Source organism: Thalassolituus sp. UBA2590, assembly GCF_002339775.1.
In the GTDB taxonomy this organism is placed as follows: domain Bacteria; phylum Pseudomonadota; class Gammaproteobacteria; order Pseudomonadales; family Oceanobacteraceae; genus Thalassolituus.
In genome coordinates, this window is sequence record NZ_DDKU01000039.1 from 1 (window position 1) to 14,298 (window position 14,298).

The window sequence follows — 14,298 nt, forward strand, 5'->3', positions numbered from 1 at the left end:
CCGTCAGAGGATACGGTTGCAGATGCCTTGTCGGCATTCACATCCGCTGCACCGATGGTTACACCGTTGATCAGCAAGTCACCGTCTTCCAGACCGTTTACACCTGTGTAATCGGCTGATGAAGAGTTGCCTGAGTACAGCTCACCGCCCACATCTGGATCAGACAGAGTGACAGAAACGTCCTGACCATCGTCTGAGAAGAACTTGAGCTCACCAGAGACATTCTTGCTTACCGAAGTAATCTCGAAGTTGTCTGTGCCGTTTGTCGCGGTTAACGCGCGGCCTTCAGCTTCGGTTGAGACAGTAACTTCAGTAGCGCTGTAATTGCGAACTTGCAGAGAGATATCGCCGTTCGCATCCAGCGTTGCAGATACATCCAGGTTGGCTGCTGAGAAGTCAGTGCTGTTAATATCATCAGCAAGGCTCTCAAGGTCACCCGCCGCACCCGATACGCTGACGCTAACGCCACCGATATCCAGAGCATCACCAGACTCGAGCGTGCTGCCGTCGAGCGTCAGGTTGATCTCTTCGTAAGCGCTGACGCCGTTTGAAGCGCTATTAATGGTGTTAGCCAGATCCGCTACAGTAGAGTTCGCTGCTATGGTCGACGTAGTCGGTGCCGCATCTCCTACTTTAATGGTCAGCTGGTTTTCACCAGAGGTAGACAGAACGTCCGAACCGTCGGTTGATATGGTCTGAGTACCAGTAGTCGCTGCGAGAATCTCGCCGTTCGTTGCACCACCTGCTTCAGTACCGGTAACCGTGACCGACTGACCTGCAGTTGTGTTCTTAAACTCAAGGCTACCTTGAAGGGTCAACGCTGTGTTGGAAATACTAACACCACCTGCTGAGTCCGCAGACGTCAGAGAGGTTGTTGCCGCATCAGTCACAATCGTCTGACCCGTACCTGATTGTGTATCATCAACAACAGTGATCAGAACTTCGTTACGGGCAAAGTTTAGCTCTGCCGTTACGGTAACGTCAGTGGTAAAGCCTGTTGCGTTATTGATCGAGTCCGCCAGAGCAGTCAGACGATCTTCTGTCGCTGTTGCACCAGTGAAGCTATCCGAAGACGCCAGGGCAATGGTTGCACCAGCAATAGTTACCGAGCCCGCTGTTGCTGGGTTGGTTGCGTAGTCGCTTACCGTGAACTCAATGCGCTCCTGAACATCAAGACCAGTTACACCGTCCAGAGTAGCCGCCGCCTGCGCAGTCGTCTGACCCGCCGCAACCTGAACGTTGCTGACCGTGCCGTTAACATCTATGGAGAACTCAGTTGCTGCTGAAGTCGTTTCAGCCGCAGCAATGACGCGGTTAGCAAACGTACCACTGTCGAGAGAAGCGCGATTATCGTCAGTACGAGCAATCTGATTAGTCAGATTACCGCCACTTACAGTAGAAGACGTTGAAGTATCAGCAACCTTATCAGAGACCGATACAGCCTCAGCGCGATCGTATGAACCGGCTGTCAGACCTGCATTAGCAAGATCGCCGCGACCAGTACCATTACCACCAGAAATCTCGATGGCTTTCTGATCACCGTCAGCAATCAGTGTGTAGCCACCTTCGTAAGTGCCTGCCGCTGCCAGACCTGTTGCTGCAGCGAAATCACTACCGGTGAAGTTCACATCGGAAATCTGGATGTTACGGCCGTCTTCCGCAGTCAGGTTCACACCTGTAGAACTTGCTTCAGTATCAACAGCGCTCACACCAGTCTGATCAGCTACTGCGTTGATCGCCTGAGAAATCGCTGCACGGGTCTGTGCTGCATCTGTTGTGGTCGCGAAGGAGATTTCAACACCGTTCAGCTTGAAGCTACCAGTGCCGCTTTGCGCGGTCATATCAGAACCGCCAGCAACGTTCTCATTCACAAATGCGGTTACGCCGGTTTCATCTGACACTCGGTTAATCGCCGCAACTTTCGAGATTGCAGATGCAGAGTTATTAGAAGTAGAAGACGTATCATCTTCCGCACGTGAAGCCTGAACAGCCACACCGTTAATAATCAGGTCACCGTTACCCAGAGACTGATCAGTACCGCGAGCAGACAGACCGGACTGAGAAGAAGAACCCAACTTGTCAGCAGTCAGCTCACCGATAGAGATATCAACCGTCTGACCAGCGTTAGCGCCAACCTGGAAGGTTGCAGAGAAAGAGCCGTCCAACAGTTTACGACCGTTGAAGTCAGTTTCTTCTGCAGTACGTGAAATCTCAGATACCAGCTGATCAACCTCAGCCTGGAGAGCTTCACGGTCAACATCAGAGTTCGTAGCGTTAGCAGACTGAACCGCCAGCTCACGAATACGCTGGAGAGATTCGTTAATAGAACCCAGTGCACCCTCAGCGGTTTGCGCAAGAGCGATACCGTCACCCGCGTTACGTACGGCGACGTCCAGACCTTTGATCTGAGAAGTGAAACGGGTAGAAATCGCCAGACCAGCAGCGTCGTCTTTCGCGCTGTTGATTCGCAGACCAGAAGACAGACGCTGCAACGCCTGCTGGTTCGCGGACTGGGATTTGTCCAGGTTACGCTGAGCATTCAGCGAGGCAATGTTGGTATTAATAATCTGAGGCATGGTGTTTCTCCTGTACCTACTTCTATTGGAACCGGCATCACCTTCGACGCTTTTCGGCTCCGCCTGACTTTGTCATTAGGGTTAACGGCGCCTCAAACCACATCTTTAGAGCTTTTTTATCAAGAAATTGCACACCCTCGCGCCAGATAACCGCCACCTCTAACACAGAGCATCTATCGCATTGATTTATATGGAAAAGTTTTTTTGACAGAGGGAGAAAAAGCGGAAAAAAAGTTTGTTACAAAATGTTTTTCAAGGCAAAACAATACCCTGTGACCGGCATTGCCTCTGCGCTTTTACCAGTCTCGCCGGATAAACTCTGGATTATTCGCGGCAGGCGCGCCGCACGAGGTTCCAGGGAAGCTGAATACAAAGATCCCGGTTATAAGACTTCAGATCACCAATCAACGCCAACATATCCTTGCGGATACGGTGCTGAGTGGTCTTCAGACGCTGAGCAACCCAGACTTTCTGGTCGTCGCGCAGTTTATTCCAGCTGTAGAGAGACAGCTCAATAAGGTTCCGGTCAAGCCCACGCTCATTCGGCGCCAATGCTGTAACAGCATCAAAGCGCTCCTGAATCACGGCCGCCGGTTTATTCAGAAGGTACTCCGCATCAAACGCCCCCAGATGGTAATAAGGCCAAAGGGGCCTACCTTCCATCGCCCGCTCGTAAAGTGCGAGCACTCTTTCAAGAAGCGCCTCACGTTCAGCATCCAATGGAAGCGTCACAGCGTAAGCTCGTAAATAAGAAGCGTAAGAAGCAGCAGCATCAGAGTGCCAGGGGGCGAGAGTCAACGCAGATTCAAAATACGGACTGGTTCCGGAGTCCGTGTCCGAGGCTTTACCTAACTCAGTCAGCAAAGAAACCAACGCTAAGTAGGCCGCGAATAAAGCGGGCAATAAAATAAGCCACCAATAGCGAGAAATAACACCCGCTACTCGTGACCCACCTATCAAGTTACGCCCCATTACCCCTGAACAGACTTCGATGAATATCCGTAAACATCGTAGTAGCCCGCATAGGAATCAGCGTATTTGGCTTCGCGATCAATATTCACCTGATTCAACACCACGCCCAGCACGCGGGCATTATTGTTATCAAGCTTACTCAAGCCATCCTGCGCGAGTTTGTCTTTCGTCGCATCCGCCTTAACAACATAGACAACACCGTCTACCAGAGTCGACAAGTACAAGGCATCGCTCACGGCCTGCATAGGCGCAGAGTCAATAATAATCCGCTGATAACGCCCACGGAGTGTATCGAGGATGTCACGGAAATTCTTCGAACCCAGCAACTCGAGTGGGTTAGGAGGAATCGGTCCGGCAGACACAACATCAATACCCAGTTCTGGGCGCGACTGAATACATTCATCCAACATATCCGGGTAAGCAACCGCGTTAGACAGACCCGGAACATTCGGAGCCAACCCTAACTTCTTCGCAACCGACGGGCGACGCATATCGCAGTCAATCAATAGAGTCTTTTCCATCTGCCCAAAAGCTTCAGCAATATTCGTCGAGGTGGTCGTTTTGCCTTCGCTCGGCACCGATGAGGTCACCAGAATAACCGACGCAGGGTGCTCCATGCTGGCAAGCGTCAGCCCCGTGCGCAAGGTACGAACAGATTCACGAAATCCATCCATCCCTTCCCCGACAAAAGCGCGCACCATCTGCTCTGCATCACCCGCATCCTGCTTTTTACCTACCAGAGGCAACAGCCCAAGCATAGGTACATCAAGCTTACGCTCAACATCGTCCAGATTCTTGATGGTTGAATCGAGAATATCCAGTAAGAAAGCCAGTGCGACACCGAACATACCGCTGACTACGAGAGCCAACAGAACAATTAATTTTTTGTTCGGTTTTACAGGCACGACAGGTTTAATGGCCGGGTCCACCACACGGGCGTTCGCCGTTTGCAGGTCTCCAGTTGCACTTGTCTCGCTGACGCGATTAAAGAAAGCCTCGTACAACTGACGGTTAGTCCGCACCTCGCGCTGATATTCACTCAGAGTAAATTCAGTTCTATTCAAGTTACGAACATCGGACTTAGAGTTTCTTAGTGCTTTCTCAAGGGAGTTTTCTTTGCTTTGAGCAACCAGATAGTTGCTTTCAATGGATGTAGCGATCCGCTTCATCTGCGTTAAAACAGACTCACGAACCGCCTCGAGATCAGATTCCGCAGCGATCATCTTAGGATGAAGCGGACCATAGCGCTTTTTCAGCTCAGAAACTTTCAGTTCGGCCTGAGTCTCTGCATCACGCAGATTAACGACAACGGGGTTACTGATGATACTTGGCAGACTCGATAAGTTATCGTAATTCAGTGCACCTAATGACTGCAGCTGTTCATAAGTTCCCTGAAGCTCCAACCTGCGGGCACGGGCCTCAACTAAGGCTTCCGTTATCTGGTCAATTTCTTTGGCAACCAGCGTATCGACACCCTCGACATCAACCAGATCGTTGTCTTCACGATATTGCTGTAGCTTACGTTCAGAAGCTTCAAGCTTAGCCTTTAAGCCCCCCAGACGGTCACTCAGCCAGCCTGCCGCCTGCTGCGTAACTTCTACTTTTGCGTCAAGCTGACTTTCAATGAACTGCTGAGCCATAGCATTCGCAGCAGCCCGAGCCATCTCTGCAGACTCACTTTCTACCGATACCTTGACTAACTGCGTTTTACGCACGGGTGAGATTGAGACTGCTTCCCAAAAGGTATCGACCGTTTCCGCTAATATCTCTTCTTCTGTCAGCGGCTCTGCCTCCCCAAAAATCATTTCTTTAATAGAGAAAGATTTTTTGTTGGCAGGGTGAGCAGGGTTAAACTCTGGATTATCGATCAGCCCTAGTTCAAGAACCGTACGCTTAGCCAGCTCTCGGGATTTAAGAATCTCAAACTGAGTTTGATAATACTCATCCGAGGCAGAACCAAGCCCGTAAACTTCCTCAATAGAAAGTACTTTAGCTTCTTCAGCTTCAATAAGAATCGTCGCAGTTGCGCGGTATACAGGAGTTATTGCAAGAGCAACAAGCACCGCAATCACAGTAATAATAGCGCTGAACAGAATAATTTTTTTCAGCTGTCGGCGAATCACCTGCCAATAATGTGAGAGATCAATGACCTCAACGGCTGCATGATTATTCATACCTGCACTCTTCATCGGGTTATCCATACAATTCTACTTAGAAGAAGCCCTGCTCAATGGTAATCACATCGCCTGGTCGCACGACATCGGCAAGTTTCGCTTTCTCTTTCTGGATTGACTGAGTCACTACCTCATCAGCCGCTTTATCGCGAACCACATAAATGCGGTTTTTAGATGCACGTTCCGTCAAGCCGCCAGCGATAGATATAGCCCGCTCTACCGTAAGGCCAGGATGGAAAGAATAGCTACCCGGTTTTTCGACTTCCCCGGTGACGTAAAACGGCCGGTACTCCATGATGGAGACAGACACACTAGGGTCAACAAGATACGGGCCTTTAAGTTTCTCCAGCAATTTCAACTCGAGCTGCTTCGGGCTCAAGCCCTCAACATCGACATCACCCAGCAAGGGATAGGAGATCGTGCCCGACAAACCAATACGTAACTCAAGGCTCAGATCGGGCTCATCGTAGACACTGATAGAAATCAGGTCACCAGCACCCAGGCGGTAAGCATTTTCATTAGCGAAAGATGGGAGGGAAATTGCAATCAGAAGCAGGCCAAAAAAGCGCAGCATGGAGGTACTCTTTGTTATTACATCAGAGGAGGCTCGGGGCTATGTCAGCCCCGAACAAGCGATTGATCTATCATATCGCCAGTACTACACCCAGAGTGACAACTTGCTGGTCGTAGTCCAGGCCAGCGGTCGAAGAGTCACGCTCTGCCTGTTTCAGGCTGCCATATACATCGAGTGACGTAGTCGGCGAATAGGTACCCTTCAGACCATAAGTAAGAGTGTCATCTTCACGATCATCTGCTTCATTATAGTAGGTATCGCTCGCAAGAGAGACGTCAGCAGTCAGAGCAAAAAATTCTGAGAACTCATGCTCCCAACTTACCATCGAGTACTTACTGTCGATATAGTTACCTACACTGCTCGCTTCGTTAGAAGACTGCGACGTAAACACCGTAATTGTAGAGTAAGTACGTGGCGTCCAGATACCCTGCACTTCCCAACTCAGAGCCGTATCAGAATCCACGTCGTCTGAATCGAAGTTACGTTGCGCAGCACCCACTTTGGCACTACCACTCAGCTTACCTGTGAGATCGTAAGACATACCCACCAGCGCTTTGGTCAGGCTACCTTCACGACCTTCGGTGATAAGGTTGTCTTCGTTGTAGTCAATATTTGCTGTGCTCAAATCAATCAGGAAGTTGCTTCGATCACTCACGTAAATCGCCGTATCAACACTCAAGGTCGTTTTGACGTGGTCACGGTTAGCAGTGGCGGCTACGTTCAGGTTGTTCTGATATTCCTTCTCGTAGCGATTCAGACCAAACGTCATGTTCAACAGAGCGTTTGCGCTACCGTATGTGAAAGCAGCATCCCAGATGTTTTCGTCGTATTCATCCGGGTCTTTAATCTCAAGAGCTGCCGAACCCTCGGTAGTACCCGCACCACGAGCATCGTGCAGAGAGTTCACCTGTGCACTCAGCGCCAGTGCATGGCGAGAAGTCATTTCGAAATCAGCGCCAACATTGATCCGAGTATCCGTGTAGTCGTCATCTTCATCGGCTGAGTAAACGCCCTTCTCGGCAGCGAAGCCCAACCCCAGCTGGGTCTGACCGAGGTCAGCCGCGACCGCAATCGCAGGAGACAGACGAGTTACCGTAGAAGATTCCTGAGTCTCTTCTGGCTGCAGATATACGTTATCGTTATCTTCAACCGATAAATCAACCGACGGCAGCAGAGTAATACCGCTATCCAGCTGTATTCCCTGAGGCTCAACGGCGTTCGCCCCAACACTGATTGCCATAACAGCAACACTGAGCGGTATTTTTACAGATTTCAAAGTATTCCCCTTAAGAACTGAGCCACCGCACCCGCGGTATCTCGATATCCATTTGCCATCCATTCGCCAGATTGCGAGCCAGTCAGGCCGGTTTAGTTCTCGACCAGACAAACCTTACTGACAAGTACCCCAATGCTCCTGTCAGTAGCCCCAATGATCCGAATCCAAGATCAAGCAACTCAAAACGCCGTGAGGCCAGAACGTACTGAAGGCCTTCATCCAGCGATAAGGCTGCTGCCAGCACGCAGCAAACGCCAATGGTACGCGTAATTGGCGCTAAATCTAACACCCGTTCCGACGCAAAACAAGCCAATACAGCCAAGATAGCCGACAATGTAAAATGCATGCTTTTATCGCCACCGAGCCAGGCTTCCAGCCCGTGTATCTGCGTTAAGCCAATCTCAGCCGACTTGCACGCACTTAACACGATCAATCCGATGGCATAGACCAGAAACAACACGGCTGGCCACCGCTGCGCTTCTGCTTTCATTATCTAGTGAACGTGTTTCCCGACAAACCCTTTAAAGAAGGTCAGCACGACAATTTTCACATCCATCCACAACGACCAGTTGCGAATATAATCCAGGTCGTATTCAACACGCCCTTCCATCTTATCCAACGTATCGGTTTCGCCACGATAGCCGTTGATTTGTGCCCAGCCGGTAATACCAGGTTTCACTTTGTGGCGAAGCATGTAATACGGGATCAGCTTGCGGTATTCCTCGTTATGCGCAACCGCGTGAGGCCGAGGGCCAACCACCGACATACTACCCTGCAAAACATTAATAAATTGTGGCAGTTCATCCAGCGACGTCTTGCGGATAAAGGCACCAACTGGGGTAATACGCGCATCGCCTTTGGTCGCCTGCATCACCTTATCGCCGTTATCCATGGTCGTCATACTACGGAATTTCCAGACCTCAATCCGACGACCATCCAGTCCATAACGAATCTGTTTAAAGACAACCGGCCCTTTAGAAGTGAACTTCACAGCCCCAGCAATAACCAGCATAGGAATAGCTATCACAGTAAGCACAGCCAACGAAAAGACAATATCGAACATCCGCTTAAGAACGTCATTGATGCCAAAGATAGGCGAGTCATACACGCTCAGCGTCTGCATGTGGCCAACCTCGCTCAGGCGGGCATGCAGCAGATTGTACGTAAAGAAATCAGGAATAAGGTGAACAGATGCCGTTGTGTCACCGCATTTTTCCAGAATCTCAGCAATGCGTACCTGGGCTTTCAGCGGCAGAGCGATAAAGATCACTTCAAACTTACCCGCCTGCGTCAGATGAATAAGCTCATCAATGGTTCCCATCAATTCAACATCGTCGTGTTCAGCCATGATGCGCTCATCACAACGATCATCAAAGAAGCCCCAGAACTGATAGCCAAGCTCTGGGCTCCGATCAATCTGCTTGCGCATTTCGATAGCGGCTTCATTCACACCGACAATGGCAACCCGGCGAGTGTTATAACCGCGCAACCGGATCTCTTTGAGAAAAAGCCTGAAAATCAGGCGCCAGGTACTCAGAAAAACTAAAGCACCTACCATCCAGGTCCCCATGACGAGGCGAGAAAAATCCTCCGAGACCTTGGCAAAGAACGCCAGGACAATAAGACCAGAGGCAACCAGCACCCAGGCAGACGAAGTCACTGTGATCATACGAAGCGCGGTCGCAGCGCGCCAGGAGCGGTAAACCTCCAGAGACTCAGCCACGAGAAGATAGCTCATTGAAGCAATAAGGCCCGCTGTCAGGTAGCCAACGTGCGGAGTAATCTCGTAGCCAATCACACAGACGAACAGGGTCATCAGAATGATGGAAAGGTCTATGACACGATAAAGAACACCGAAAGAGTTCTCATTCGAGCGGATGAGTCCTTGTTTCGTCATAACTACCTCTGACTACGAATTCCTTTTTTGCGCCACATAGTGATTCGTGACGTAACTTTATGTGAATTATGTGACGGGGGTCTGAAAGTGTCCATCCCCCGTATGGGTAAAGTTACCGTCAGGCGAGTGACAATCGTTCTATTCGTACGATTCGTGAACGACTTTGTCGCAATTGCACAATTTTCAGGCGACGCAGATTAAAGGCATTCCATGACAAAAAAATGAATTGTCACGGAATAACTACTTGAGAATCAGTAAATTGGCGTTGAATCTTACTCCTCAGCGCGGCTTTCGCCTCATCATCACCATGAACAATGCGTACAGTTTTGGGGCGGTAGCGCATACGCTTAATAAAGTTCAGCAAATCCTTCTGATCCGCATGAGCACTGTACCCAGATAAAGTATACACCCCCGCCCGAATGTCTGTTTTCTCGCCGTCCAGGTAGACATACCCACCTCGCGGGCCGTACTTCTGAATGTCCCTGCCCGGTGTCCCCTGAGCCTGATACCCCACAAACACAACGTCAGTGCGTTTATCGGGTAACAAAGCCTTCAGGTAGTTCATCATCCGTCCACCTGCGCACATGCCACTTGCGGCAATCACAATCGCTGGCTTTCCCGTGTTGGCCAGATATTCGACGGTCTGCACATGCTCCCGGTGAGATTCGATGGTCGTCAGCTTCTCAAACGACAAAGGATGGCGGCCAGACCGAAGACGCTGCCTTGCCTCGGCATCCCAAAGCTTCTTTAACGAACGATAATGTGCCGTGAATTCAGCAGCTAATGGAGAATCGACAATGATATCGAGTGACTCCCACAGGGCCGCTTGCTCATCGTTTGTCGACTTGTGCGTTGCCCGATGAATGATCTCCTCGATCTCATACAGCAGCTCCTGCGTGCGCCCAATCGAAAATGCCGGAATCAGAACCGTCCCCCGATTCTTGAGGCAGCGCTCGATCGTCTTCTGCAAACGTTGTCGACGGGTTCTCCTGCCCTCGTGGCACTTATCACCGTAAGTACTCTCAATCACCAGATCATCGCAACGATACGGCGACTTAGGCGCGGGCAGTAGTGGCGAATACGGCGCCCCGAGATCCCCCGAAAACACGACACGTTTTGAGCCACGTAACTTCTCGCCCACAGCGCATTCAACATACGCAGAACCAAGAATATGCCCTGCGCGCTGAAACTTGAGTTGCAGCGCAGGGATAGAAGCAGGAACAAACCACTCCTTAAAGGGAACAGCAATCAACTGCTTATTCAGCAAGCGCAAGAAGTTATTAATTAAAGACTCGTCGCGGGTAACACCGACTTTCAGAGCATCTTCCAACACCAGGGGCAACAATTGAGCTGTTGCTTCGGTGGCATAGATAGGGCCAGAAAAACCCGCCGCCATCAGATAAGGAATGCGCCCGACGTGATCAATGTGACAGTGAGTGACGACTAACGCCCTAACCCTCGATATATCGAAATCGATGGGCGACTCGCCCCTGGCCAGACCTTCAGAAATGGCCTCGCCCTCAGCACCCTGAAACATACCGCAATCAATAAGAATGGCATCGCCAGAATCCAGCGTCAGCCGGTGGCAAGAACCCGTGACGCCATCAACCGCGCCGTGGTGAGAGATTTTGTACATATATCGTCCTTGATATGTGTTTTTGTTGAGGTCGCGCGACCTTTAAAAACCTGTAGGAGGGAATCAGCCAGCCTACTACACCCTGTGGGAGCGAATCAGCCGAAGGCTATTCGCGATACCTCTACCGGCAACACCTCAATCGCTATTAGCCAGGCAAGCTGGCTGAATAGCTCCCACAAAGACTGTCTAATTCCCTATGGGAGAAAATCAACCGGCCTACTCCACCCATGTGGGAGCGAATCAGCCGAAGGCTATTCGCGATCAATCCGCCCCAAACAGATCCCGCGTATACACTTTGCTTTCAACATCGCGAATATCATCCGACAAACGGTTAGCGATAATCACATCCGACTCGGCCTTAAATGCTTCAAGGTCATTCACCACCCGCGAATTGAAGAAATCCTCTTCTTCCAGCACTGGCTCATACACAATAACCTCAATACCTTTCGCCTTGATGCGCTTCATCACGCCCTGAATCGCTGACGCACGGAAGTTATCCGACCCCGACTTCATCACCAGGCGATAAATACCCACCACCTTCGGGTTTTTACGAATCACAGAATCCGCAATAAAATCCTTACGGGTGCTGTTGGCATCCACAATTGCACGCACGATATTACTCGGTACGTCTTCAAAATTAGCCAGCAGCTGCTTAGTATCTTTCGGCAAGCAGTAACCACCGTACCCAAACGACGGGTTGTTGTAGTGGTTACCAATACGCGGATCAAGGCCAACGCCTTCAATAATCTGGCGAGTATTCAAGCCATGAGTCTCGGCGTACGAATCCAATTCATTAAAATACGCCACACGCATCGCAAGATACGTGTTCGAAAACAGCTTAACGGCTTCCGCTTCGGTCGCATCGGTAAACAATACTGGTACATCCTGCTTAACCGCGCCTTGCAGCAGAAGGTCAGCAAACTCTTTAGCCCGCTCAGACTGCTCACCAACGATAATACGGCTTGGGTACAGGTTATCGTACAGCGCCTTACCTTCACGCAGAAACTCAGGCGAGAAGATCAGGTTCTCACAACCCGTCTCTTCTTTCAGTTTCTGGGTGTAGCCCACCGGAATCGTCGACTTAATCACCATCACGGCATCCGGGTTAACAGCAGTTACATCCGCAATCACACTCTCGACCGAGCGGGTATTGAAGTAGTTTGTTACCGGGTCATAGTCGGTCGGTGTAGCGATAACGACAAAGCGCGCACCTGAGTAGGCTTCACTCTTATCCAGCGTCGCCCGGAAGTTAATATCGCGGTTCGCCAGAAAGTCAGAAATCTCAGCATCTACAATAGGTGACTGCTTGTTATTCAGCATCTCGACCTTCTCAGGCACGATATCCACAGCAACCACTTCATTGTGCTGCGCCAGCAGCATAGCGTTAGAAAGACCTACATAGCCGGTACCGGCAATAGCGATTTTCATATTTCAATAATCCCTGAACCAAAGCCGTCAGAAGCTCTGTATAACGGTAAAAAGTAAACCTGCGAATGGTATCACGTTAATTATGACAGCCAGTCGCAAAAACCGGCAAATAGCTAAACCTGAACGCCTGGAACCCGCCCCAACACTTGCTCTACCAGAGCTTTTGCCCGCTCCGGAGAAGCGGCCTCGGCATAACAGCGCAATTCAGGAGCATTACCCGATGGGCGCAAGTGCACAACATCACCGCCCGTCAGGTTCATTCTTAAGCCATCGGTGATATCCACACTATCCACGGTAACGCCTTCGAGCCCTAACTGGGCTAACAGAGCAGCCTCATTGCCGGTATAAGAATGAATAATCTGCTTACTCTTCTCGGTCGCAAAGTTTTTAATCCGGTCACTCGCAGAGAAACGCACTGTGCACTCGTCTACAAGCTCTGAAACTGTCTTACCGCCTGCGGTCGCAGAAAGCAACATAATGGCTGGAAGCACAGCGTCTCGGGTTGGCAAAGCCTTAAGAGCCTGACCGTTTATTTCAGTGTCTGACCCAAGCAAGAAGCCGCCATTGGCCTCAAAGCCCGCAACTGACGAAAACTTCTGGCTCAGTTTTTCAAATTCGGCAATCACATACGGCGAACCAATACGAGTGCGTTCAACATGCTTAAAAGCACCCGATGATTCAACCGACGAATTGCAACTCACCGGAATCGCCAGAGCCTCAGCACCCAGCTGCCTGGCACACAGCAACCCGAGAATATCACCCCGCAACCAATTGCCCTTTTCGTCACTGATCAACGGGCGATCGCCGTCACCATCAGTAGAGAAAATCGCATCGAAGCCATACTGAACAGACCAGTCACGTGCTTTTTTCTGGTCTTCTTCCGACACAGCTTCGGTATCAATGGGCACAAACTCATCGCTGCGTTCTAACGGCGTCACTTGAGCGCCGAGCTTTTCAAACATCGGCTGATATAAATCGCGGCCAGCACTGGAGTGCTCATAAATACCGATATGCTTACCTTTTAGAAACGGCGTATCGAACAACGATAAGTAACGATCTACATACTCCTGGGCGGCTTCACCATGGGTAGTCAGGTCACTTAGCTCACCGAGAGACTCAAACGACGCTGACAATCCCAGAATGGACTGCTCGTCTGCCTTAGTGATCTCGCCGTCAGGGCGATAGAACTTAAGGCCATTGCGATCGAACGGTATATGACTTCCTGTCACCATGATGCTTGGGATATCGCGTTCCATCGCCGCATAAGCCAGCGCAGGTGTCGGCACCACGCCAAAATAAATCGTATCAACACCCTTCTGTTTCAGGGCAGCGGCGCAGGCTTGAGCCATTGCATAACTGCTGGGGCGGTTATCAATCGCTATCGCCATTGCCCCGAATTGAAACTCCGCTTTTACCGTTTCAAGAAAGGCAATAGCAAAGGCTGCACAAACGTCTGGAGTAAACTGCTCGACCAGGCCGCGTGCTCCGCTAGTACCGAAAGCAACGCCGCTTTCAGCGAGAATCGTATTTGTTTGAAGAGTAGTCATTGAATCCAGCTTCAGATAAATAAATTTTGTAGGGGCAAATCAGCCTGTAACCCCTTGTGGGAGCAAACCAGCCCGTAATCCCTTGTGGGAGCGAATCAGCCGAAGGCTATTCGCGATACCTCTACCGGCAACACCCCAATCGCTATTAGCCAGGCAAGCTGGCTGAATAGCTCCCACAAACTAGCTCACCTCTATAGAAGCAAATCAGCCTGTAACCC

Annotated in this window: 10 protein-coding genes; all 10 read right to left on the minus strand. The window is 50.5% G+C overall.

The window, feature by feature from the left end; translation table 11 throughout:
- The coding region (locus B2067_RS03545; RefSeq protein WP_301387468.1) for a hypothetical protein at positions 1-2,576 on the minus strand (2,576 nt) is incomplete at its 3' end.
- A 324-nt stretch (positions 2,577-2,900) separates the two neighbouring features.
- Positions 2,901-3,479, minus strand: a complete 579-nt coding sequence (locus B2067_RS03550; RefSeq protein WP_301387469.1) for a hypothetical protein — start codon at positions 3,477-3,479, stop codon at positions 2,901-2,903.
- A 68-nt stretch (positions 3,480-3,547) separates the two neighbouring features.
- Complete coding sequence (locus tag B2067_RS03555) at positions 3,548-5,722, minus strand: GumC family protein (protein ID WP_301387471.1); 2,175 nt, start codon at positions 5,720-5,722, stop codon at positions 3,548-3,550.
- A gap of 37 nt (positions 5,723-5,759) precedes the next feature.
- Positions 5,760-6,296 carry a polysaccharide biosynthesis/export family protein gene (locus B2067_RS03560; protein ID WP_301179780.1) on the minus strand — a complete coding sequence of 179 codons (537 nt, stop codon included), beginning with the start codon at positions 6,294-6,296 and terminating at the stop codon, positions 5,760-5,762.
- 70 nt (positions 6,297-6,366) lie between these two features.
- Positions 6,367-7,572 carry an outer membrane beta-barrel protein gene (locus B2067_RS03565; RefSeq protein ID WP_301387472.1) on the minus strand — a complete coding sequence of 402 codons (1,206 nt, stop codon included), beginning with the start codon at positions 7,570-7,572 and terminating at the stop codon, positions 6,367-6,369.
- Between the two features lie 82 nt (positions 7,573-7,654).
- Positions 7,655-8,062, minus strand: coding sequence for a hypothetical protein (locus B2067_RS03570; protein WP_068439713.1), 408 nt, complete (start codon positions 8,060-8,062; stop codon positions 7,655-7,657).
- A 3-nt stretch (positions 8,063-8,065) separates the two neighbouring features.
- The gene (locus tag B2067_RS03575; RefSeq protein WP_301387473.1) at positions 8,066-9,469 is read right to left on the minus strand and encodes an undecaprenyl-phosphate glucose phosphotransferase; all 1,404 of its coding nucleotides are present in this window, start codon (positions 9,467-9,469) and stop codon (positions 8,066-8,068) included.
- A gap of 229 nt (positions 9,470-9,698) precedes the next feature.
- Entirely contained in the window at positions 9,699-11,105 is a 1,407-nt protein-coding gene (locus B2067_RS03580) for an MBL fold metallo-hydrolase RNA specificity domain-containing protein (RefSeq protein ID WP_301387474.1), read from the minus strand.
- A 261-nt stretch (positions 11,106-11,366) separates the two neighbouring features.
- A complete protein-coding gene (locus B2067_RS03585; protein WP_301387476.1) occupies positions 11,367-12,533 on the minus strand; it encodes a nucleotide sugar dehydrogenase in 1,167 nt (388 codons plus the stop codon).
- A gap of 113 nt (positions 12,534-12,646) precedes the next feature.
- A complete protein-coding gene (locus B2067_RS03590) occupies positions 12,647-14,080 on the minus strand; it encodes a phosphomannomutase (protein ID WP_301387477.1) in 1,434 nt (477 codons plus the stop codon).
- Positions 14,081-14,298: the final 218 nt, after the last annotated feature.